Source organism: Allocatelliglobosispora scoriae, from assembly GCF_014204945.1.
Lineage (GTDB): Bacteria > Actinomycetota > Actinomycetes > Mycobacteriales > Micromonosporaceae > Allocatelliglobosispora > Allocatelliglobosispora scoriae.
Genome location: NZ_JACHMN010000001.1, coordinates 314443 through 335482 on the forward strand (window position 1 = coordinate 314443; position 21040 = coordinate 335482).

At 70.9% G+C, this 21040-nt stretch carries 21 protein-coding genes; 10 read left to right on the forward strand and 11 right to left on the reverse strand.

The window, feature by feature from the left end; all coding sequences use genetic code 11:
* Positions 1–66: 66 nt before the first annotated feature.
* The gene (locus F4553_RS01360) at positions 67–888 is read left to right on the forward strand and encodes a DUF1206 domain-containing protein (RefSeq protein WP_184831055.1); all 822 of its coding nucleotides are present in this window, start codon (positions 67–69) and stop codon (positions 886–888) included.
* Positions 889–925: 37 nt separating this feature from the next.
* On the opposite strand, the gene F4553_RS01365 is transcribed toward F4553_RS01360, so the two are convergent.
* A complete protein-coding gene (locus F4553_RS01365; RefSeq protein WP_184831057.1) occupies positions 926–2590 on the reverse strand; it encodes a pectate lyase family protein in 1665 nt (554 codons plus the stop codon).
* A 345-nt stretch (positions 2591–2935) separates the two neighbouring features.
* Here F4553_RS01365 and F4553_RS01370 point away from each other — a divergent pair, with 345 nt between their 5' ends.
* Positions 2936–4537: a pectate lyase family protein gene (locus F4553_RS01370; protein WP_184831059.1), complete on the forward strand. Its 1602-nt coding sequence runs from the start codon at positions 2936–2938 to the stop codon at positions 4535–4537.
* 386 nt (positions 4538–4923) lie between these two features.
* Here F4553_RS01370 and F4553_RS01375 read toward each other — a convergent pair whose 3' ends face one another.
* Together F4553_RS01375 and F4553_RS01380 are read right to left on the reverse strand one after the other, a co-directional pair.
* Complete coding sequence (locus F4553_RS01375) at positions 4924–5448, reverse strand: hypothetical protein (RefSeq protein WP_184831061.1); 525 nt, start codon at positions 5446–5448, stop codon at positions 4924–4926.
* 68 nt (positions 5449–5516) lie between these two features.
* Positions 5517–6119: a TetR/AcrR family transcriptional regulator gene (locus F4553_RS01380; protein WP_184831063.1), complete on the reverse strand. Its 603-nt coding sequence runs from the start codon at positions 6117–6119 to the stop codon at positions 5517–5519.
* A gap of 128 nt (positions 6120–6247) precedes the next feature.
* Between F4553_RS01380 and F4553_RS01385 the strand changes: the two genes are divergently transcribed.
* Complete coding sequence (locus F4553_RS01385; protein WP_184831064.1) at positions 6248–7147, forward strand: ABC transporter permease; 900 nt, start codon at positions 6248–6250, stop codon at positions 7145–7147.
* Positions 7140–7913 carry an ABC transporter ATP-binding protein gene (locus F4553_RS01390; protein WP_184831066.1) on the forward strand — a complete coding sequence of 258 codons (774 nt, stop codon included), beginning with the start codon at positions 7140–7142 and terminating at the stop codon, positions 7911–7913. The genes F4553_RS01385 and F4553_RS01390 overlap by 8 nt, the downstream gene beginning before the upstream one ends.
* Before the next feature lie 91 nt (positions 7914–8004).
* On the opposite strand, the gene F4553_RS01395 is transcribed toward F4553_RS01390, so the two are convergent.
* Positions 8005–9351 (reverse strand): RDD family protein, encoded by a 1347-nt coding sequence (locus F4553_RS01395; RefSeq protein WP_184831068.1) that lies wholly within the window; start codon positions 9349–9351, stop codon positions 8005–8007.
* Positions 9352–9516: 165 nt separating this feature from the next.
* Between F4553_RS01395 and F4553_RS01400 the strand changes: the two genes are divergently transcribed.
* Positions 9517–10341, forward strand: a complete 825-nt coding sequence (locus F4553_RS01400) for an MOSC domain-containing protein (protein WP_184831070.1) — start codon at positions 9517–9519, stop codon at positions 10339–10341.
* A 47-nt stretch (positions 10342–10388) separates the two neighbouring features.
* Here F4553_RS01400 and F4553_RS01405 read toward each other — a convergent pair whose 3' ends face one another.
* The 3 genes from F4553_RS01405 to F4553_RS01415 all read right to left on the reverse strand — a co-directional run bounded on the left by F4553_RS01405 (position 10389) and on the right by F4553_RS01415 (position 12275).
* Entirely contained in the window at positions 10389–10859 is a 471-nt protein-coding gene (locus tag F4553_RS01405; protein ID WP_184831072.1) for a DUF8189 domain-containing protein, read from the reverse strand.
* A 161-nt stretch (positions 10860–11020) separates the two neighbouring features.
* Positions 11021–11746 carry a hypothetical protein gene (locus F4553_RS01410; RefSeq protein WP_184831074.1) on the reverse strand — a complete coding sequence of 242 codons (726 nt, stop codon included), beginning with the start codon at positions 11744–11746 and terminating at the stop codon, positions 11021–11023.
* 49 nt (positions 11747–11795) lie between these two features.
* Positions 11796–12275, reverse strand: coding sequence for a PASTA domain-containing protein (locus tag F4553_RS01415; protein ID WP_184831075.1), 480 nt, complete (start codon positions 12273–12275; stop codon positions 11796–11798).
* 112 nt (positions 12276–12387) lie between these two features.
* On the opposite strand from F4553_RS01415, the gene F4553_RS40505 reads away from it, so the two are divergent.
* Together F4553_RS40505 and F4553_RS01420 are read left to right on the forward strand one after the other, a co-directional pair.
* Positions 12388–13083 (forward strand): PepSY domain-containing protein, encoded by a 696-nt coding sequence (locus tag F4553_RS40505; protein ID WP_246465794.1) that lies wholly within the window; start codon positions 12388–12390, stop codon positions 13081–13083.
* Complete coding sequence (locus F4553_RS01420; protein WP_246465795.1) at positions 13080–14663, forward strand: M4 family metallopeptidase; 1584 nt, start codon at positions 13080–13082, stop codon at positions 14661–14663. Before F4553_RS40505 ends, F4553_RS01420 begins: the two co-directional genes overlap by 4 nt.
* A 66-nt stretch (positions 14664–14729) precedes the next feature.
* On the opposite strand, the gene F4553_RS01425 is transcribed toward F4553_RS01420, so the two are convergent.
* Entirely contained in the window at positions 14730–15521 is a 792-nt protein-coding gene (locus F4553_RS01425; protein WP_184831077.1) for an ABC transporter permease subunit, read from the reverse strand.
* The gene (locus tag F4553_RS01430) at positions 15518–16459 is read right to left on the reverse strand and encodes an ABC transporter ATP-binding protein (RefSeq protein ID WP_184831085.1); all 942 of its coding nucleotides are present in this window, start codon (positions 16457–16459) and stop codon (positions 15518–15520) included. The genes F4553_RS01425 and F4553_RS01430 overlap by 4 nt, the downstream gene beginning before the upstream one ends.
* A gap of 91 nt (positions 16460–16550) precedes the next feature.
* Here F4553_RS01430 and F4553_RS01435 point away from each other — a divergent pair, with 91 nt between their 5' ends.
* The 3 genes from F4553_RS01435 to F4553_RS01445 all read left to right on the forward strand — a co-directional run bounded on the left by F4553_RS01435 (position 16551) and on the right by F4553_RS01445 (position 19572).
* Entirely contained in the window at positions 16551–17822 is a 1272-nt protein-coding gene (locus F4553_RS01435) for a sensor histidine kinase (protein WP_221469650.1), read from the forward strand.
* On the forward strand, positions 17819–18502 hold the full coding sequence (locus tag F4553_RS01440; protein WP_184831087.1) for a response regulator: 684 nt from the start codon (positions 17819–17821) through the stop codon (positions 18500–18502). Before F4553_RS01435 ends, F4553_RS01440 begins: the two co-directional genes overlap by 4 nt.
* An 89-nt stretch (positions 18503–18591) precedes the next feature.
* Positions 18592–19572 (forward strand): DMT family transporter, encoded by a 981-nt coding sequence (locus tag F4553_RS01445; RefSeq protein ID WP_184831089.1) that lies wholly within the window; start codon positions 18592–18594, stop codon positions 19570–19572.
* A gap of 11 nt (positions 19573–19583) precedes the next feature.
* On the opposite strand, the gene F4553_RS01450 is transcribed toward F4553_RS01445, so the two are convergent.
* On the reverse strand, positions 19584–19955 hold the full coding sequence (locus tag F4553_RS01450; protein WP_184831091.1) for a histone-like nucleoid-structuring protein Lsr2: 372 nt from the start codon (positions 19953–19955) through the stop codon (positions 19584–19586).
* 539 nt (positions 19956–20494) lie between these two features.
* The gene (locus F4553_RS40510; protein ID WP_312875107.1) at positions 20495–21019 is read right to left on the reverse strand and encodes a hypothetical protein; all 525 of its coding nucleotides are present in this window, start codon (positions 21017–21019) and stop codon (positions 20495–20497) included.
* Positions 21020–21040: the final 21 nt, after the last annotated feature.

A 21040-nucleotide genomic window follows, 5' to 3' on the forward strand; every position in this document is an offset into this window, starting at 1 on the left:
TATCGGTGACGGGAATCCCAGCGGGGCGGGGGTTTGCCGGGAGCCGGGCACGGAGATAGCCCTGATATGACAGTTGTCGGAGGTGCGCAGCGCCACGCCCGTCGAGCCAGGCGCAGTGTGATATTGAAGCGGCTCACCCAGGTCGGATTCGTCGGCTACGGGCTGCTGCATCTCGCTCTCGGCTGGCTCTGCCTGCAGATCCTGCTGGGCCGGGGTGCCGCCGACGACGGGCAGACCGGTGCGTTCCGGACCATCGCCGCGCAGCCGCTGGGCCGGTTCGTCCTCATCGTGACGGCGATCGGCCTGATCGCGATGGCGGTCTGGCAGCTGCTGCTCGCCGCGGTCGGCCACCAGGACGAGCAGGGCTGGAAGCGGGCGGCCGAGCGGCTGGCGTCGCTGAGCCGCGTCGTGATCTACGCCGCGCTGGCGTTCACCGCGTGGAAGGTGGTCCGCGGGACGGCGACCCCGAGCGCCCGGCAGCAGCAGGACTTCACCGCCGACCTGCTGCGGCACGGCGCCGGCCAGGCGATCGTGGTGGTGGCCGGGATCGCGGTGGTGGGGCTCGGCATCGGCCTGGCCGTCTACGGGCTGCTGAAGAAGTTCGTCCGGCACCTGCGGACCGGCGAGATGAGCCCCGCCGTACGCACCGCGTCCGTGCGCCTCGGCCAGCTGGGCTACCTCGCCAAGGGGTTCGCGTACGTCGTCGTCGGGGTGCTGGTCGCGCTCGCCGGGATCCGCTACGAGCCGAGCAGGTCCGGCGGGCTGGACGCGGCGCTCAAGACCTTGCCGCAGCAGCCGTTCGGTCCGCTGCTTCTGGCCGTGGTGGCGGCCGGGCTGGCGGCGTTCGGCGCCTACTGTTTCGTGCAGGCGCGCTACCGCGACGTGTGACCCGACCGCCGTACCCCGTGACCCGGCCCGGGTAGGTCTACGAGGTCACCTTGCCCACGCCCGCACCCGCGGGGACGAGGGTCGGCACGCTCGCCGGCGGATCCACGGTGTAGCCGTAGAAGCCGGCCGGGTCGGGCACACTGCCGCGTACCTCGATGGGGTGGTTGCACTCGACCAGGATGTTGTTGCGCTCCACCATCCGGCCCAGCGGCCCGCTGAACTCCACCCGGCCGGGGTTGTTGACGCTGAAGAAGTAGTTGCCCTCCACGAAGAGCCCGGACTCGTTGGTCGAGGCGATGCCGTAGCTGTTGTCGAAGTAGTAGTTGTTGTAGACGTGCACCAGCGGCGAGAAGCGCACCCGGGGGTTGCGCTGGTCGGAGCGGTCGAAGAAGTTGTGGTGGTAGGTCACCCGCAGCCGCCCGGTGTCCTGGGCCCCGTTGGCGTCGTCGTGCCCGACCAGGGTGGTCTTGTAGTGGTCGTGGAACCTGTTCCAGGAGACCGTGAGCAGGTCGGACCCGCGCTTGATGTCGACCGCGCCGTCACCGCCGCGGGACAGGTCGTTGTGGTCGATCCAGACGTGGTGGGAGAACATCTGCACGTTGATGAGGTCGTCGGTGGAGTTGTCGATCGTCAGGTTGCGGATGATGACGTTGTGCACGGCGTCGGCCGGGGGAGTGGTGACGGCGTCGCTGACCGGGATGCCGACGTTGAGCCCGCCGCCGGTGAGCCGGCCGGTCGACCCGAGGCCGACGATCGTCTTGTCCGACGAGACGCTGTGCATGCCGTCGGTGGTCCCGGTGGGCAGTGTGATCGTGCCCGCGACCTGGATCGTGTAGGGGCCGGGGCGCGCGATGTAGTCGAGGAACGCCGCCGTCGTCGAGACGGTCACCGTCGGACCGCCCGCGCCGCCCGTGGTGGTGGCGGTGCCGTAGCCCGCGACCGTGGCGAAGCCGTCGGGGCCGCCGGGCAGCGGTGGGATCGGCGGCCCGCTCGGGCTGGGGCTCGCGCTCGGACTCCGGCTCGCCGAGGGCGAGGCCGAAGGGGCGGCCGAGGAGGAAGGGCTGGGGCTCGGCGACGACGGCGCACCCGACGTGACCAGGACGTTGTCGATGTTGGCGGCGGCGTTGAAGGTCGCCACCCCGATCTGGCCGGACGCGAACTGCGCGTCGGTGGCGGTCACCAGGCTGACGCCGTCGACCGTGCCGCGCAGGCTGGTGCCGGCGACCTCCAGCGCCAGGGTGTGCCAGGTGCCGAGGGCGAAGGCCGCCGGGGCGCTCGCGAGCGTCGTCGAGGAGCCGCCGACCAGCTTCTTGAGCTCGACGGTGCTGTTGCTGCGCAGGGCGAGGTAGTAGTAGTTGGTGTTCGACTGCGCCCTGGCCAGCAGTGCCACGAAGCGGTTGCCGCCGTTGACGGCGGTGGGCTTGATCCGCGCCGTGACGGCGTAGTCGGTCCAGCTCGCGGAGCCGGCCCGGGACCGAGCGTCGGAGCTGGTGCCGCTCTGCCGGAGCACCGGTGAGCCGTCGGTCACGACCGACCAGGTGCCGCCCGTGGACGACCAGCCCGCCGAGTCGCCGTCGGCGAAGTCATCGCTGAAGAGGGTGGCGGCCGAGGCCGGAGCGGACAGGCCCACCGCGATCACGGTCAGGGCTGCGACGGAGGCGGCGAGGGCGGTCGCCGCGAGCCGTCCGGGAAGTGTCCACATGGGATCGCTCCTTCTGTCGATGCGGGACGAGATCGAAACATGCGGGTAAGGTGATGGAAATCAGAGTATGGAAAGCGCTTTCCGTTGGACAAGCGATCGCGTGTGCAGGTTTGTTGCATTTCGGGGCGGGAGTGAGGTGGATCGGCGCGAATCCTGCGAATGAACGGGTCCGGGGTACGACCGCGAATCCGGCAATATCCCCCATACCGCAGCCGACCGACGGGTCGGCTATTCGTGATTGTCCTGATTGGATGCAACAAAACTGCAAATGGTAGCCATTGACTAGTTTAAGCCCATCTTCCTATGTTGGCGGCAAGGCCCATTCCAACGTCGGGAGGTCCCACAATGTATGAGAACCAACGCCGGCTGAGCAGGCGTACCCGCAGCGCCCTGGTCGCCGGTGCCAGCACCGTGATCGTGGCGCTGGCACTGACCATGGGTGCGGCGGCCAACGCGGCCACGCTCTTCTCGGACGATTTCAGCGACGGCAACTCCACCGGCTGGAGTACCTCCGGCGGCACCTGGTCGGTGGCGTCCGGTGCCTATGCCCAGTCGAGCAGCAGCGCCAGCGCCAAGGCCCTCGCCGGATCCACCTCGTGGTCCACCGCCACCGTCTCGGCCAAGGTGCGGGCCACCACGTTCGGCAGCTCGGCCTCGCGCGGGATAGGCATCGCCGCCCGGGCGCAGAGCACGTCGAACTTCTACGCGCTCGTCCTCACCGCCACCGCGGTGCAGATCCGCAAGGGAGCGACGACGACCCTCGCCACCGCGCCGTTCTCGGCGTCCGCCGGCACGACCTACACGCTGTCGCTGAGCGCGACCGGCAGCTCCCTGGTCGGCTCGGTCAACGGCAGCCAGGTCGTGTCGGTCTCGGACGGTTCCTACGCCACCGGGCGCGCCGGGCTCGTCGCCAACTACGTCGCGGGCACCTTCGACGATGTCCTCGTCACCGACGCGGCGGGCCCGAGCCCGTCCGCCTCGCCGTCGGTCTCACCGCCGAGTTCGCCGTCCCCGTCGCCGTCGACCTCGACCAGCCCGCCCCCGCCGCCCGGCGGGATCGTCGGCTGGGCGACCCAGGGCGGCGGCACCACCGGCGGTGCGGGCGGTGCCACGGTCACCGTGAGCACCTTCGCCGACTTCAAGACGCAGGCGCAGGCCGCGGGGACCCGGACCATCCTGGTCAACGGCATGCTCAGCGGCTCGGGCACCGTCGAGATCAGCGCCAACAAGACGATCCAGGGTGTCGGCGCGAGCTCGGGGATCTCCGGCAGCACGCTCAACATCGAGGACATGCATCCCGCCAACGTGATCATCCAGAACCTGAACATCCGCGGCGTCCTGGGCAACGACGCGATCCAGATCGAGAACGCCACCCACATCTGGATCGACCACAACACCATGACCAGCACGATCGCGAGCAACCCCGATGTATACGACGGGATGATCGACATCACCCATGCCGGCGACTACATCACGGTGTCGTGGAACATCATCCGCGACCACTGGAAGACCTCGCTCGTCGGCCACTCCGACGGCAACGCCGGTGAGGATGTCGGCCACCTGCGGGTCACCTACCACCACAACTGGTTCGACCACACCTTCGAGCGCAGCCCCCGGGTGCGCTTCGGCGAGACGGTGCACGTCTTCAACAACTACTACACCAACGTCAACAACAACGCCGACTCCTACGCCATCGCCTCGGTGATGAACGCCGGGGTGCTCGTCGAGGGCAACGTCTTCGAGAACGTGCAGCAGGCGTGCTGGTCGGCGAGCGGCTACGCCGACTCCGACCCCGGCCGCCTGGTGGCCCGCAACAACTCGCTCACCAACTCCGGGCCGTGCGAGACCAACGGCACGGTCGCCGCGCTGCCCTACGGCTACACCGCCGCCGATGTCGGCACGGTCAAGTCGTCGGTCACCGCGGGCGCGGGGGCGGGCAAGCTCTAACCCCTTGAACCCAGGTGGGTACGCGTGGAGCCCGCCGACCGGCACCGGTGTCGGCTCGGCGGGCTTCACCCGTACCGGCCGAGGTGGGGGGTTGTCGGCGTTGCAGCCCGCTCGCGCAGGACCGGGCCGTCCGTTCGTCAAGCATCCGGGTTCCGGGTGAGTGTTGACGGCACTTCACCCGCATACGGAATCCAGGAGAACCCGTCGGCGAATGCGGTGAACCCGGGGCTCGTCGCGACGAGGTCGGTCAGCTCATTGGAGACGACCAGCCCATCGAGTCGCTTCTCGGCCAGTTCTGCCCGAAGTTCACGGCGAGCATGAAGACGATCGCCACGGGGCCCCCGATCAGTCGACTGGAAGATGGGTCGCGGTCGGCACCTGCTCCGCTACACGCCGGCGGAAGAGGATGCTGCGAACGCGGCATCGACCTGCGCCGCGAACGCCGGGGCGGGGTGGCGCACCTCGACGAACTCGCCGTCCCGGGTGACGCTGGCCCGGGCGACGACCTCCCCGGCGGAGATCCGCAGGACCACGTAGCCGGCGATGACGAGCAGCAGACAGACGAGACCGAGCCAGCCGAAGCGCGAGGTGGCCTCGGCGAAGGCGACGATCGCGATGCCGCTGGCCACGCCGCCGACCAGCAGAGCCAGGCCGGTGACGAGGCGGTTGCGGCGCGTGACCAGGCAGTCGCGGCAGAAGCCCCAGCTCGGTGCGGTGACGGACCTGCGCAGGGCGGCACGCAGGATGAAGAAGACGAGCAGTCCCAGGGGGAGCGTCGCCCATACCCAGCCGGGCGGGGAGGACTCGATCCTCGTCTCCATGCGCACCGTCGCCGGATTGCCGTGCGCCGCGCAGACATCGGGCAGGCCGTTCTCGGCGACGACCCGGTGGGCGGGAATGCGGACGGTCACGGCTGGCTCCTCGGGATTGGGGGTGTCAGCGTATGAGCCGGTGGCAAGCGGATCCCGGGCAGGGCCCCTCAGCCGGTGCTGCGCAGTGCGGCCTCGACCATCGCCGCGATCCGCTGCGGGAAGTCGGGTGTGTGCGGCGTCCGGGTCACGGCGAGGTGCCAGTAGACCGGCCCGATGATGAGGTCCGCGGCGAGGACCGGATCGGTGTCGGCGGCGAGGTCGCCCCGCTGGACCGCGCGGCCGATCAGCAGACGGCCGATCTCCTGCTGGTTGGCGCGCAGCGCCTCCTGCAGGGTCTGCGCTAGCTCGGGGTTGCGGGCCGCTTCGGCCAGCAGGTCCGGCACGACCGTGGAGAAGAGCGGGTGGCGCAGCGCCAGCATGAGGATCGCCGTCAGCGCCTCGATGTCGCCACGCAGGGTGCCGGTGTCGGGCAGGGGCAGCCGCTGGGCGGCGACCTCGGCGACGATCTCCAGCACCATCGCCGACTTCGAGCTCCACCGGCGGTAGACGGCCGTCTTGCCGACCCCGGCCCGGCGTGCCACCGCCTCGATCGAGAGTCGCCCGTAGCCCACCGAGGCGAGCTCCTCGATCACCGCCTGCTGGAGCGCGCTGGTGATCCCCTCGCGCAGGACGGCGGCTCCGGCGGGGGCGCGGCGGGGTTCGGCGGTCATGGGGGAAGTCTACGTGGCGACGATACGGTTGCGTCGCGACGCTGGTCCGGGCTAGTGTCGGCGTGACGACGATACGGTAACGTCCCGTCGTCGACGGTGGGAACAACCACGACCCGATCGGAGGCAGCATGGCCGAGGTCCTGTTGGCCGAGCCGGCGCCGCTCCGCACCCCCGCCGAGCTCGCCGCCCGGCACCGGCTCCGCGTGGCGGGCGTGACGCCGAGCCTCGCCGCATACACCCGCGAGCTCTGGCGCTACCGGCACTTCATCGCCGCCTTCGGCAGTGCCAAGAACGCGGCGGTCTTCGCCACCGCCCGGCTGGGCCAGATCTGGCAGGTCCTGACACCGCTGAGCAACGCGGTCGTCTACTACCTGATCTTCGGCGTGGTGCTGAAAACGAGCCACGGCATCGACAACTTCACCGCCTACCTCTGCGCGGGCGTCTTCCTCTTCGGATACACCCAGCAGGTGGTGCTCGCCGCCGTGCGGAGCATCCCGGACCATCTCGGCCTGATCCGAGCGCTGCAGTTCCCCCGGGCGAGCCTGCCGGTGGCGACCACCTTCAGCCAGCTGCAGCAGATGGGCGCCTCGGTCGCGGTGCTGCTCGCGATCATCCTCATCACCGGCGAACCGGTGACGGCGGCGTGGCTGCTGCTCCTCCCGGTGCTCGCGCTGCAGACCGTCTTCAACACCGGGCTGGCACTCGCCATCGCCCGGCTCGGGGCGAAGGCCACCGACCTGCGGCAGCTGATGCCGTTCGTCCTGCGGACCTGGCTCTACGCCTCGGGGGTCTTCTACAGCGTCGACCTGCTCGACACCCACCTGCCGACCGCCGTCACGGTCACGCTCCAGGCGAATCCGATGCTCGCCTACATCGAGCTCGCCCGGTACGCGCTGCTGGAGACACCGCCACCGCCCGGTCAGCCGCTATGGCTGACGTGGACGGTCGCCACCGCGTGGTCGGTCGGAGTGGGCCTGGGCGGATATCTCTGGTTCTGGCGCGGCGAGCAGGAGTACGGACGTGGCTGACGACAGGGTCCCCACCGTCGTCGTCGACGACGTGCACATCGTCTACCGGGTCCTCGGCGGCGGGGCGGGCGGCAGTTCGGCGCTGTCGACGCTCAAACGCATCGCCACGCGGGCCCCGTCGACGGCGATCCGTGAGGTCCACGCCGTGAAGGGGGTCTCGTTCACCGCCTACCAGGGCGAGGCGATCGGGCTCATCGGCAGCAACGGCTCCGGCAAGTCCACGCTGCTGCGTGCCGTCGCCGGGCTGCTCCCGGCCGAGCGGGGCCGGATCTACACCCGGGGCCAGCCGTCGCTGCTCGGTGTCAACGCCGCACTGATGAACGATCTCTCCGGCGAGCGCAACGTCGTGCTCGGCTGCCTCGCCATGGGGATGAGCCCGGCCGAGGTCCGGGCCCGTACCCAGGAGATCATCGACTTCTCGGGGATCGACGAGCGCGGTGCGTTCAGCTCGCTGCCGATGAGCGCCTACTCCAGCGGCATGGCGGCCCGGCTCCGCTTCGCCATCGCCGCGGTGAAGAAGCACGAGGTGCTGCTGATCGACGAGGCCCTCGCCACCGGAGACGCGACCTTCCGGGCGAAGAGCGAGAACCGGGTCCGGGAACTGCGGGCCCAGGCCGGGACGGTCTTCCTCGTCAGCCACTCCCTCGAGTCGATCCGGGACACCTGCGACCGGACCCTGTGGCTGGAGGCCGGGGTGCTGCGGATGGACGGCCCGACCGACGAGGTGCTCAGGGCGTACGAGGGGTTCGCGACATCTGATCGATAGGTGTGGATCAGGCGATCTTCGGGCGGTCTAGGTATAGGATGTCGCGAATATCGGTGGCCTTGCCGGGCGTCAACGACGCATCCGGTGCCGGTCAGGAAGGCTCCGGGGATCGCGGTTGTTCGGCGGCCGCCTCCACCGCCGCGACGTCCACCTCGTCTGCGGGTGGCTGGTCGGCGCCTCGGGCCTGACGGTCCTGCCACAGCTGCCTGGCCCGGCCGCTGAGGTGGCGTGCCCGCTCGGCCCCGGCCGCGCCCAGCGCCTGTGCCTGCTGAGCCGGCCGGGAGCTCAGCGCCTGCTGGACAGGGGTACTGCGTGCGAGCCGCTCCGCACCTTCTCTGGCCGACTGCGCTGCGGCGGCCGCGGCGTCGGTGGTCTTGGCCACCGCCTGCTGGACGGGGACGCTGCGCGCGAGTCGCTCCGCGCTCTCGCGGGTCCGCTGCGCGGCGGCGGCCGCAGCCTCGCTCGTCCTGAGGGCCGCCTGCTGGACGGGGATGCTGCGGGCGACCTGCTCGACGTTGTCTCGGGTGACCTGCACGGCGGCCGCGGCCGCGTCGCTGATCTTGGCGACGGCCTGCTGGACGGGGACGCTGCGGGCGAGCTCCTCCGCGCTCTCGCGAGTCCGCTGCGCGGCGGCCGAGGCCGCCTCGACGCCGCGTTGGCCGACGGCGACCGCGGCCTCGGACGTCCGGCGGCTCGCGGTGGCGGCGGCTTGGGCGGTCCGACGAGTCGTGCCGACGGCTGCGTCGGACGTCCGACGACCGGCGGTGACGGCGACCTCGGAGGTCCTGCGGGCGGCACCGGTCACCATGGCGGCGGCATTCGCATAGTGCCTCGTGCGTACGACGCTGGTCCCGGCGATGTTGTCGATGATGGTGCGCCGGCGCGCGCCGAGGGCCGGTGCGAGGTTGCCCCAGAAGAAGGCGACCGCCACCAGCCAGAGCAACACCCCGAGAAAGAGGCTCTTGGACAGGAAGACCACCAGGGCGAGGCTGACCAGGCCGGTATCGACGAAGGTGGTGCAGGCCGCGCGGACGGCGGCGCGACGGCCGGTGAGCCTGGTCTCGCCAGGGGCCTGCGGTGCGACCTTCGTGTCCATGATCGCCTTGCCGATGGTGCGTCCGCGCCAGGCCAGCGCCACACCGAGATAGACGAACTGCAGGAAGGGAACGACGAGGATCGCGAGGATGACCGGCCCGATGACCGTGTTCCATGCGTCCGATGCCGAATCGCTGATGCCGCTGCTGCCGATCACGATTCCGGGGACCTGCGTCAACCCCGCACCCACGGCGGCCAGGGGATCGGTGGCGACTGCCACGATCGCGAAACCGACGAGCAAGATGCCGGGCACCATGACGAACGCATAGTCGATGAGCCAGCCGATCACCCGGCGCTTTACCGCCGGCACGGCGTGGTCTGTGCCTTGATCGAGGTTAGTCACATCGCCCTCCGTGAATTCATCACGACATCATAAGAGGACGGGTCGGCGCTTTCACCGGTGAACGGCGAAGTTCCACCATGGACGCATCGCCATGGCGGTCTCCGCCGGCGGGGGACGGCGACTCTCCGGGCCGACCCGGCGACGCCGTTCGGCGATAATCGTCGGATGGGGACCGTGGCGGAGCTGCTCAGATATCCGGTGAAGTCGATGCTCGGCGAGGCCCTGAGCGAGGGGATGGTGACCGCGCGGGGCCTCGACGGCGACCGGATCCACGCGGTCCTCGACGCGACCGGCGCCATCGGCAGCGCGAAGCACCCGCGCACATGGGGCGCGCTGCTGCGGTGCCGCAGCCGCCGGATCGGTCTCGCCACGGAGGTGGAGCTCCCCGACGGCACCCGGCTCGCGGCGGGCAGCTCCGAACTCGACACCCGGCTCGGCGAGCTGCTGGGCCGCCCGGTCACCCTCTCCGACCGCCCGCCGACCGGCGGTGCGCTGCAGCGGGTGGTCCCCGATTTCGACGGCGGGCTGCCCGACCTGCTGCGGGACGCCGTCACCGCCGACGAGACCGGGGCGCTGCTCACCACCGGAGGAGTCGCCGACGGCACCTTCTTCGACTTCGGTCGGCTCCACCTCGTGACGACGTCCGGTCTCGCCGCGCTGCGGGCCGGGATCGGGGATGCCCGGCGCTTCCGGCCCAACATCGTGGTGGACACCGGGTCGGCGGCGGGCTTCCCCGAGGACGACTGGGTCGGCTCCCGCCTGCGCATCGGGGAGGCCGTCGTCGAGGTCACGGTGCCGACTCCGCGGTGTGCCGTACCGACGCTGGCCCATGGCGGGCTGCCCGCCGACCCGGAGCTGATGCGGGTCGCGGCCCGGGTCCACCGCGTCCCGGTGCTCACCCTGGGCGCCCTCACCTGCGTCGGCGTCTACCTCGACGTGGTGCGGCCGGGACTGATCCGGCAGGGTGACGCGGTGGCGGTGGGCGAGTAGAAGGATGGCGTGGTCCCGAGGGGCACGCCATCACTCTGTTCGATCTCTCAGAAGATCAGGCAGTCGGCACCGTTGGAGGTCCAGCCGGTGGTGCTGGGCCACCACGCCCCGGTGTAGGTGCCGTTGTAGTTCTTGCACATGAGGGAGCCGTTGGACGCCCGCATGACGATCTCCAGGGCGGCACGGCCTGCCTGGGTATAGGTGCCCCAGTTGATGAAGTTCTGGGCGCTGCCGCCGAGGCTGGACCAGGCGGCGTAGCCGCAGTTGCCCTTGCAGGTCTGCCACGTGTGCCAGATGGCGTTGTCGGTGCCGACCACGAAGTAGTGGCGGCGCCCGTCGTACCAGGCCCACGCGTCGTTGGTCCCGCAGATCAGCCAGCCGCCGGGTACAGCGCGACCGTCCGCGTCGGTCGCGTCGGTGGGGCAGCTCGCCGCGTGCGCGGGCGCCGCCACGGCGGCCGGGGCCGCGATCGCGACCATGACCGCGACCAGCACCTGGGCGAGTCTTGTCTTGAGCAAAGCAACCTCCAGTGGCGTATGTCGATTGTTCGCCCAACATATTGGCGAAGGCCGCCTCGCGCCGTGTCCATTCCGGACGGAACTGGATCGGCAACACGTCCGCGACGACAAGCAGCCCTGTGCTATGCCGCCGCCCGGACCGACAGGTGTCAGACCGGGTGTCAGAACTTCGGTTCGGGCTGGTCGGACGGCCATTGCGCACCCGGCGGTGCCGCGCCCCAGATCCAGACGCCCGCGACCCACACGACCAGGTAGCCGACGAGTAGCAGGCCGACCTGGTTGAACACCAGCGATGACAGACCGATGGCGGCGACGCCGACGAACGCGAGCACCCGTCCGGTTGAGAAGAGCTTTCGCTCCGGCTGCGCCCGGAAATCGGACAACGTCGTCATCGGCGGCTCTAGCGCTCGCCAGGCACCCGCGGCCGGCCACAGCGTGCCACGGCCGGGAATGTCGATGACGAACATCGGCCGCAATCCAGGGCAGGGGCGGACCTGAGCCTGGTGGTCGGCTCCGCCGAGGGTGAGGAACAGGGGCGCATGGATGACCCGCTGACTCCACACCAGACCGTCGGCGGTGCGGATGCGGACGAAGCACCGGAACGTCTGGCTCGTACCGGTGTTGACGTTGTAGCCGGACGCCACCATCACCCGGACCATCGCCGCTGCCGGTGTCGCCCCGGCTGTTCGCCTCATCCGGATCAGCCGGAGCAGCCACAGCACCGGCATCCAGATCGTCAGCGCCGAAGCGGCAAGGGCCCAGATGGCGGCGTCGCGGCCGACACCGCCGTCGACCAGCGTCTGCACCGCCGAAGCGCCGAGAATGACGCCGTAGCCGACACCCGCGACGGCTATGATCGCCGGCCATCGAAGATCACGATCGAGCATTCGCCCATGCTAATGACGGTCGTCAACGTCGGCGGACCCTGCGCTGTGGTCAGGGGCACGACTCCGTCAGCTTCACCACGCCGAAATCGATCTTGCCCTCGTAGTCGGCGGCCTTGCCCCTGACCCGCGTCCCGGCCCTGGGCGACTGCGTGCACACCCGCCAGTTGGAGTCGATCAGCTGATTGCGGCTGCCGCGCAGGTCGTGCGACGTGGAGTAGAAGATGCCGAGCTCCTGGACCGCATCCTGGGCGTCCTGCAGGACCGAACCCTTGAAGTCGGGCATCGCGAAGTCGAGGGTGTCCTTCGCCGGTGCGGCGCTCGTCGCGCGCGGGCTCGGGGTGGGGCTGGGAGTGGGGTCGGCGGCGTCCGAGGGGCTCGGCTCGGCGCTCGGTTCATCGCTCGGCGAGGCGGCGGCGGACGCCACCGGCTCCGGGGACCCGGCGGCGGTCCCGTCCTTGCCCTTGCTGACGCATGCCGCCAGGACGGCGATCGCCGTGACGTACAGGACGACGCGGAGTGCCACTCGCATGGGGGGAATCGTAGCCCTGGCACGGTCCATGCCGGATGCGCAGTCGCGTTCCAGACTGCATCGACAGATGCAAATACAATTGGCTCTCCCATCTGTTGGCCCGGGAGGACGCATGAAGAGGATCATCACCGCCGTCGGTGCGGTCGTCGCGCTGTTGGCACTGGTCGCGGCACCTGGGCACGCCAGTCCCGGCGCAGTTCCCGCAGCCGGGGCCTCGCTGCCGACCGCCGTCCACGCGGCGGACGCGCGCGCCTCCGTCGAGGACGCCTTCACCGTCCAGGACGCCAGAACCGAAGCCGACGGCGTCCGGCATCTCCGATACCAGCGGACCTACCGAGGGCTGCGGGTCGCCGGTGGTGAGATAGTGGTGCACGGCCGCGCCGACGGCGGCTACGCCGGCACGTCCGTGGGCCTCATCGCGCCGCTGTCTCTCTCCACCGAGGCGATGACCACCGCCGCGCAGGCGGCACGGGCCGCCCGCGCCGCCTTCACCGGCGCCATCGCCGAGGTGGGCCGTCCGGAGAATTTCGTCGACGCCACCAGCGGCCGAGGCGTGCTGGCCTGGGAGACGGTGGTGGGCGGGTACCGTCCGGACGGCCAGACCCCCTCCCGGCTGCACGTGGTCACCGATGCGACGACGGGCTCCGTCATCCGGTCCTTCGACGAGATCTCCGTCGTGGCCTCGGCCGCCGCCGAGCCGATCGCCGCCGCCGCCGGATCCACGATCGCCGTCGCCGGGACCGGCCAGTCCTCTACTCGGGGACCGTCACCGTCGACACCACCCTCTCCGGCGCTTCTTACAGCATGATCGACCCGCTGCGCGGCAACAGCCGCACCTGCGACCTCACCTCCGGCACCTGCGCCACCCTCGTGGACCTCGACAACGTCTGGGGCAACGGCTCCACCACGAACAGGCAGTCGGTCGCCGTCGACGCGCACTACGCCGCCGCCAGGACCTTCGACTACTTCAAGAACGTGCACGGGCGCAACGGACTGTTCGGCAACGGTACGGGCACCGTCTCCCGGGTCCACTACGGCAACCAGTACCCGTACGCCTTCTGGGACGGCACGCAGATGACCTACGGCGACGGGCTCAGCAATGCCAAGCCGCTCGCCTCCCTCGACGTCGCCGCCCACGAGCTATCGCACGCGGTGAACGACTCCATCCTCCCGCCGATGACCACCGGTGAGGCGGGCGGCCTGCGGGAGGCGTCCAGCGACATCTTCGGCGCGATGGTGGAGTTCTACGCGGCCAACGCCACCGACCCGGGCGACTACCGGCCGGGCGATCGGACCGGGATCAACGGCGACGGCAGCCCGGTACGCCACATGTACAACCCGCCCCTCGACGGCGCGTCGCACGGCTGCTGGTCGTCCTCCACCAAGAGCCTCGACGTGCGCTACTCCTCCGGTGTCGGCAACCACTTCTTCTTCAACCTCGCCGAAGGCAGCGGTGCCACCGCCTACGGCACCAGCCCGCTCTGCGGCTCCGCGCCCGCGGTGACCGGGATCGGCCGTTTGAAGGCGGAGCGGATCTGGTACCGCGCCCTGGACGTCTACTTCCTCGCCGGCACGTCCTATGTCAACACGGCCAACCCCGCCAACACCGCCCGTGCCGGCACCCTGCACGCCACCGCGGACCTCTACGGCCTGTGCGGCGTCGAATACCGGGCGGTCCAGGCGGCGTGGACCTCGGTCGCCGTCGCCGGCAGCGACGCGCCCTGCTCACCCGGGAACAACTTCACCCTCACCGCCTCGCCCGCCTCCGGGTCGGTCCCCGTCGGCGGCACGCTGAGCACCGCCGTCGCCTCGGCGCTCGTCAGCGGCGTCGCCGAATCGGTCGCCCTCAGCGCGAGTTCGGCCACGGGGGTGACGGCGGCGCTCGTCCCGGCGACCATCACCTCGAACGGCGGCACGTCGACCCTGACGATCTCCACCGCCGCGGCGACGGCTCCCGGCAGCTACCCGGTGACCGTCACCGGTGTCTCGGCCTCCGTGACGAGAACCGTGACCTTCACCCTCACGGTCGGCAGCCCGCTGCCCGGCTGCAGCTTCACCTCCGGGACCGACGTCGCGATCGTGGATCTGTCGACGGTCGAGTCGTCCATCACCGTCACCGGCTGCCCCGGCTACGCCAACGGGTACAACCCGGTCGACGTACACATCCTGCACACGTATATCGGTGACCTGACCGTCACCCTCGTCGCGCCGGACGGCTCGCTGTACGTGCTGCACAATCGCACCGGCGGCGGTACCGACAACATCCATCAGAGTTACATCCTGAACCTCGCCACGGAGTTGGCGAACGGGGTGTGGAAGCTGCGCGTACAGGATTCGGCGGCGGGCGACGTCGGAAAGATCGACTCGTGGACGATCGCGCTCCAGTAGGGATCGACGGCGGTTGCCCGCGTCCGCCCGGCTGCCCGCAGGCCGGGCGGAAGCGGGCAACCGCCGTCATGCGTCGTGCCGCTGGAGCCGCCAGGCCGCCGCGCCGCCGACCACGACGAGGTAGCCGAGGAAGACCCCGAGCCCGGCCCACGGCGTGAGCTCGCCGGGGGCGGTCGTGACCGCGCTGATCGCGCTGCCGGCCTCGGACGGCAGGTAGCGCAGGGCATCGCTCCAGCTGTCGGGTAGCAGCAGCCCGGCGATCCCCTCCAGCAGGAACATGACGCCGAAGAAGGTGCTGATCGCGGCGGCCGTCGAGCGCAGCAGGGCACCGAGCGCGAGTCCGAGCAGCCCCGCGCCGGTGAGGTGGACGGCGGAGCCGACCACGGCCCGGATCACGCCGGGGTCCGACAGGGACGCGCCGTCGGTGCCGATGATCGCCTGCCCGCCGAGGAACGCGACGAAGGCCGCGATCAGGGTCAGCGCGGAGACGACGGCGGTGAAGACCGCGGCCTTGGCCCAGAGCATCGGGAGCCGTTTCGGTACGGCGGCCAGCGTGGACCGGATCATCCCGGTGGTGTATTCGCTCGCCATGAACAGGACGCCGAGGGTGCCCAGGACCAACTGCCCGAAGGTGACCCCGGCGAGGCTGATGGCGGTCGGGTCGCCGGGTCCGCCGCCCCGGGGGCCGAAACCGTCCCCGCCGCTGGTGATCGAGGCCGCCAGCAGCCCGATGCCGATGAAGACCACGGCTGCGGCGATCAGGCTGATGATGGTGGACCGGAGCGACCAGAACTTGATCCACTCAGAGTGGATCACCCGTCGCTGGGTGACCCGCAGGCCGTGCGTCGTGGCGGTCACCGGTCCGCCCTGCCCGCCGCCGCGAGCGGGGCGCTGGTCGCGCCGTGGTATTCGACGGCTTCGCGGGTCAGCTCCATGAACGCCTCCTCCAGGGACGGTTGCTGCGGGGACAGCTCGTGCAGGGCGATGCCGGCGGCGGCGGCACGGTCGCCGATCTGCTCGGCGCTGAGGCCGGCGACCTCGAACAGCCCGCGGTCCAGGCTCATGATCGTCACTTCGGGGCCGGCGAGCAGGTCGTGCAGTGCGGCGGCGTGCGGTGTGCGTACCCGGATGGTGTTTCTCGACGCCTGCGCGATGAACTCGTCGACGGAGACGTCGGCGATCAGGCGGCCGCGGCCGATGACGATGAGGTGCTCGGCGGTGAGCGCCATCTCGCTCATCAGGTGCGAGGAGACGAAGATCGTGCGGCCCTGCGCGGCGAGGCTCTGGATCAGGTTGCGGATCCAGAGGATCCCCTCCGGGTCCAGGCCGTTGACCGGCTCGTCGAGGATGAGCGTCCTGGGGTCGGCGAGCAGCGCCGACGCGATGCCGAGCCGCTGCCCCATGCCGAGGGAGAAGCCCCCGGCGCGTTTGCGGGCCACGTCGTGCAGGCCGACGATGTCGATCACCTCGTCGACCCGCGACCGGGGTACGCCGGTGGTGGCGGCCATCGCGGCGAGGTGGTGGTAGCCGGACCGGCCGGTGTGCACGGCCTTCGCCTCCAGCAGCGCGCCGACCTCGTGCAGCGGGGCGGTGTGCTGGTCATAGGGCCGGCCGTTGACCGTCGCGGTGCCGGAGGTCGGCCGGTCCAGCCCGAGGATCATGCGCATCGTGGTGGACTTCCCGGCGCCGTTGGGGCCGAGGAAGCCGGTGACGATGCCGGGCTTGACGGTGAACGACAGCCCGTCGACGGCGGTCTTGTCGCCGTACCGCTTGGTGAGCTCGTGTACCTCGATCATGTGCTCAACGATGGTCGGACCGGGTCCTCGTCGGCGTCGTCCCGCCGTCGTCAATCGCGGCTACCGCAGCCGTGGTAGCCGCCGCCCGCGGATGACCGCGTCCAGACGACGCGGGGCGGGTGCCGACCGGCGTACCGTGATCATCATGGTCGAGACGGGCAGGCGGTGGCTCCGCGCGTGGCGCGTCGCCGCCCGCCGCCCGCCGGTGGTCGACGCCGTGTTCGGCGCGGCGCTGGCGGCGTCCGTCCTGGTGGCGATGGTGACCGGTCCGGGCCGCGGTCACGGGCGCAGCCCCGGCACGGCCGACTTCGTCGCCGCCGGACTGATGTTCGTGCTGGTCGCGCTGCGGCGGCGCTGGCCGCTGCCGGTCCTGGCGGTCGCCACGTCGGCGACGGTCGTCGCCTTCGCCGCCGGCGGGATGCGCTCGGCGGTGATCGTGGCCACCGTGATCGCCGCCTACACGGTCGCCTCGATCTACCCCCGCCGAACCGCCTGGCTCGCCGGTGGTGCCGCCGCATTGATCATGTACGCCGCGAGTGTGCGCTGGTCGAACGAGGGCTGGGCGGAGCCGGAGAACATCGGCATCTTCGCCTGGACCGGCATGGCGACAGCGGTCGGCGACGCCACCCGTAGCCGCCGGGCCTATATCGCGGCGGTCGAGGAGCGCGCCCGCCGGGCCGAGCAGACCCGCGAGGAGGAGGCCCGGACCAGGGTGGTGCAGGAGCGGCTGCGCATCGCCCGCGAGCTGCACGACGTGGTGGCGCACAACATCGCCGTGATCAACGTCCAGGCCGGAGTCGCGGCGCACGTGTTGCGCGCCCGGCCCGACGCCGCCGAGCAGGCTCTCCAGCACATCCGGACGGCGGCCCGCAGCGTCCTCGACGAGCTCGGTACGGTGCTCGGCGTGCTGCGCCAGCCCGACGACGCCGAGGCAGCCACCGAACCCACCCCCGGGCTCGGACGCCTGGCCGAGCTGCTGGACTCGCTCGCCGCCGCAGGTCTGCGGGTCGAGTACCGGCTGACCGGCGAGGCGCGCCCGCTGTCGGCGGCGGTGGACCTGACGGCCTACCGGATCGCGCAGGAGGCCCTGACCAACGCGCACAAGCACGGCGCGGACGGCGTGGCGCACCTGCGGGTGGAGTACACGCCCGACGCGCTGACCCTGGAGGTGGGCAACGCCGTACCGCACCCGGCCCGGCCGGCCGGCGGCACCAGCCACGGCATCATCGGGATGAGCGAGCGGGCGGCGTCCGTGGGCGGAACCCTGAGCACCGGTATCGGCACGGACGGGCAGTTCCGGGTACGGGCGGTCCTGCCCACGCCGCGCTCCGGCGCATCCGACCGGCAGGAGGCGGTGGCGTGACGATCCGGGTGCTGCTCGCGGACGACCAGACGCTGATCCGCGCCGGGTTCCGCGTCCTCATCGACTCCGCACCCGACCTCGAGGTGGTCGGCGAGGCGACCAACGGCGCCGAAGCGGTCCGGCTCGCCCGCAGCACCCGGGCGGACGTGGTGCTGATGGACATCCGGATGCCCGAGATGGACGGGCTGGAGGCGACCCGCCTGATCACCGCGGACGACGACCTCGCCGGTGTCCGGGTGCTGATCCTCACCACCTTCGAGGTCGACGAGAACGTGCTGCGCGCCCTGCGTGCCGGTGCCAGCGGCTTCCTCAGCAAGGGAGTGGAGCCCGCCGACCTGCTGGAGGCGATCCGGGTGGTGGCGCGCGGCGACGCGCTGCTGTCGCCGAAGGCCACCCAGAGCCTGATCGCCCGCTTCCTCACCCAGCCCGAACCGGGTCCGGTGCCGTCACCGGCCCGGCTGGAGGGCCTCACCGACCGGGAACGCGAGGTCCTCGCCCTCGTCGCCACCGGGCTGTCCAATGACGACATCGCCGAGCAGCTCTACCTGTCGCCGCTGACCGCCAAGACCCACGTCAACCGGGCCATGACGAAGCTCGGCGCCCGCGACCGGGCCCAGCTGGTGGTCATCGCCTACCAGACGGGGCTGGTCCGGCCAGGCGACCTACCGCAGCCGCAGTAGCTCCGCCGTCGGCGTACCGCCGCTGCGGCAGGGCCAAGCACCCGCGTCTGGGAGATGCCGCGACGCGTACCAGGGACGATCATGGAACCATGACCACCCAGCTGGCGCTCGTGCTGTCGCTCGCCTCGGCCATCGGCTACGCCGGGGCCGCTGTGACGCAGCAGCGCCTCGCCGCCCGCCTGGACGCCCCGCTCGGCTGGTTCGCCGCGCTCGGCTACCCGAGCTGGTGGGCGGCGACGCTGCTGAACCTGGCGGCGGCGGCGCTGCACGTCGCCGCGCTGCGCTTCGGCCCGCTCACCCTGGTCCAGCCGCTCGGCATGCTCACCCTGGTGCTGGCGATGCCGCTCGGTGCCGCCGTCGCCCGCCGCCGGGTGACCGGCGCGCAGTGGCGCGGTGCCGGTGCGGCGATCGCCGGGCTCGCCGGACTCGTCGTGCTGACCTCGTCGTCGGCGGCGCTCCGCCCGCTGACCGTCGGTGAAGCGATCACCGCCACCGCGGTCACCGGGCTGGTGATCGCCGGGCTCGTCGTCCTCGCCATCCGGTCGGCCAACCCGGCCACCCGCAGCCTGTCCTACGCGGCGGGCTCCGGCATCGCCTTCGGTATCTCGTCCGCCCTGGCGCAGACCCTCACCATCGTCATGACCAGCGGCGGCATCGGCGCCAACGCGGCCGTCATGCTCGCAATCGCCGCCCTCGTCGCGGCAGCCGCCCTGCTCGCGCAGGCGTCCTACCGCTACGGGCTCGCCGCACCGCTGGCGACCGCGACACTCGCCAACCCCGTCGCCGCGGCCGCTGTCGGCATCGTCGTGCTCGGCGAGCGCGTCACCGGGGGACTGGCCGGCATTCCGCTCGCCCTCGCCGCCTTCGGACTGGCCGCTTACGGTGTCGCGGTCCTCACCGGACACGCCGCGGACAGCCCGGCGCATCCTCGCCCCGCCGCACCGGCGGCGGCTCGCGGCAGGGCTCCCCGGCCGAGGGGAGTCCGCCACGTCCGCCACCGCCGGGTCCGTCTCCACCGGGAACACGCCGCCGAGTACGCCGGAAGTTCCGCCTCGGAGAGCGCAGGGTAGGTGCTCGGGGTCTACTTGCCGCCGGTCTTGGTGTAAGCCTCGATGACCTTTTCCGGCACCCGGCCCCGCTCCTTGATCGCGTATCCGTTGGCGGTGGCCCAGGTGCGCACCCGGGAGTTGAACGCCCGCTGCTCGCTGGAGGCCTCGGCGCGGCGAACCGATACCGCCGCGATCCGGTGCGAAGGCCGGCGGCCGGTGACGGGGCCTCCCGTCTTGGTGGCGACCGCGATGAACGGGGCGAGTGCGGCGCGGAGCTGCTCCTGGTTGGCCGGTCCCAGGTCGACCTCGTAGTTGAGGCCGTCGAGTCCGAACTTGACGACCTCGACGCCCTCTTCCGTTCCGTCGAGGTCGTCCTTGTAGACCACAATTTCGTGCCGAGCCATTACCGCTCCTCTGTTTTCACTGCAATTGGGGGGTGCGATGCAATAGTGCGAGTCTGTGACAATCGCCGTGAGATTAGCGCATCCATACCGTCGGCACTAGTCGGGCCACGCTGATTCATCGCTATCTGTTGGTTAGTTTGGTCACTGCGGCCGGATCCGTTGTTCGCGGCTCGCGGAGTGCGAACGCCGCCCGTCGATCAGTCGGCAATCGGCGATTGCGAAAGTTCAGCTCAATAAATTGAATGGGCGGCGATAAGCGGCGGGGTGCGCTGCGGGTGCCGCTGCATCGATCACTGATCCGGCGACCGGCTGAGCGCCGGTTATCGCTCAATAAGGCGGGCTCGGGAACCGTTGCGAATGGCGCGAGCGGCGGGCGCTTGCGCCCGCCGCTCGCAGTCGGAGCCCTTCTCGGTACGTCGCCAGGGCGACAACGCCGCCATCGATAAACCAACCTGAGAAACAATCCGCATGGTTCGCGGAGTGGCGTGACTATGATCGCGCGGATCGTGTGGCGTCTCGTCGCCGCGCGATCCGCGCTGTCAGGTCGCCGAGCGGAAGGCGAGGGCCGTGTTCTGCCCTCCGAAGCCGAAGGAGTTGCTCACCGCGAGTTCGATCCGGTGCGGCCTCGCCGCTCCCGCTACGACGTCAAGGTCGCGGGTGTCGGGTCCGGGCCGCGTGAAGTTCGCCGTGGGCGGCACGAGTTGATGCTGTATGGCGAGGACGGTGAGCGCGGCTTCGATGGCTCCGGCTGCGCCCATGGTGTGTCCCAGGACGCCTTTGGCGGAGGTGACCGGCGGGTGCCGTCCGGCGAGTACCCGGCCGAGCACGGCTGCTTCGGCCGTGTCGTTCAACGCCGTACCGGTGCCGTGGGTGTTGACGTGGTCGATGTCTCGGGCGACGGCACCGGCCTGGTGGAGGGCTTGGCGCAGAGCACGTTCCGCTCCGCCGCCCCGGGGGTCGGGTCGGGTGGCGTGGTAGCCGTCGGCGGTCGCGGCGAATCCCGCCAGGAAGGCGCGGACCGGGGCGTGGCGGGCGATGGCGTCGGCGGCACGTTCGAGGATCAGGACCCCCGCGCCCTCGGCGAG

Excerpts from the sequence above, each read along its gene's own strand:
- F4553_RS01435 (WP_221469650.1), top strand. The coding sequence starts at position 16,551 with ATGACCGCGTCCAGACGACGCGGGGCGGGTGCCGACCGGCGTACCGTG.
- F4553_RS40505 (WP_246465794.1), top strand. The coding sequence starts at position 12,388 with ATGAAGAGGATCATCACCGCCGTCGGTGCGGTCGTCGCGCTGTTGGCA.
- F4553_RS01430 (WP_184831085.1), bottom strand. The coding sequence starts at position 16,459 with ATGATCGAGGTACACGAGCTCACCAAGCGGTACGGCGACAAGACCGCC.
- F4553_RS01380 (WP_184831063.1), bottom strand. The coding sequence starts at position 6,119 with ATGACCGCCGAACCCCGCCGCGCCCCCGCCGGAGCCGCCGTCCTGCGC.
- F4553_RS01450 (WP_184831091.1), bottom strand. The coding sequence starts at position 19,955 with ATGGCTCGGCACGAAATTGTGGTCTACAAGGACGACCTCGACGGAACG.
- F4553_RS01420 (WP_246465795.1), top strand. The coding sequence starts at position 13,080 with ATGATCGACCCGCTGCGCGGCAACAGCCGCACCTGCGACCTCACCTCC.
- F4553_RS01385 (WP_184831064.1), top strand. The coding sequence starts at position 6,248 with ATGGCCGAGGTCCTGTTGGCCGAGCCGGCGCCGCTCCGCACCCCCGCC.
- F4553_RS01445 (WP_184831089.1), top strand. The coding sequence starts at position 18,592 with ATGACCACCCAGCTGGCGCTCGTGCTGTCGCTCGCCTCGGCCATCGGC.
- F4553_RS01365 (WP_184831057.1), bottom strand. The coding sequence starts at position 2,590 with ATGTGGACACTTCCCGGACGGCTCGCGGCGACCGCCCTCGCCGCCTCC.
- F4553_RS01360 (WP_184831055.1), top strand. The coding sequence starts at position 67 with ATGACAGTTGTCGGAGGTGCGCAGCGCCACGCCCGTCGAGCCAGGCGC.
- F4553_RS01410 (WP_184831074.1), bottom strand. The coding sequence starts at position 11,746 with ATGCTCGATCGTGATCTTCGATGGCCGGCGATCATAGCCGTCGCGGGT.
- F4553_RS01415 (WP_184831075.1), bottom strand. The coding sequence starts at position 12,275 with ATGCGAGTGGCACTCCGCGTCGTCCTGTACGTCACGGCGATCGCCGTC.
- F4553_RS01370 (WP_184831059.1), top strand. The coding sequence starts at position 2,936 with ATGTATGAGAACCAACGCCGGCTGAGCAGGCGTACCCGCAGCGCCCTG.
- F4553_RS01400 (WP_184831070.1), top strand. The coding sequence starts at position 9,517 with ATGGGGACCGTGGCGGAGCTGCTCAGATATCCGGTGAAGTCGATGCTC.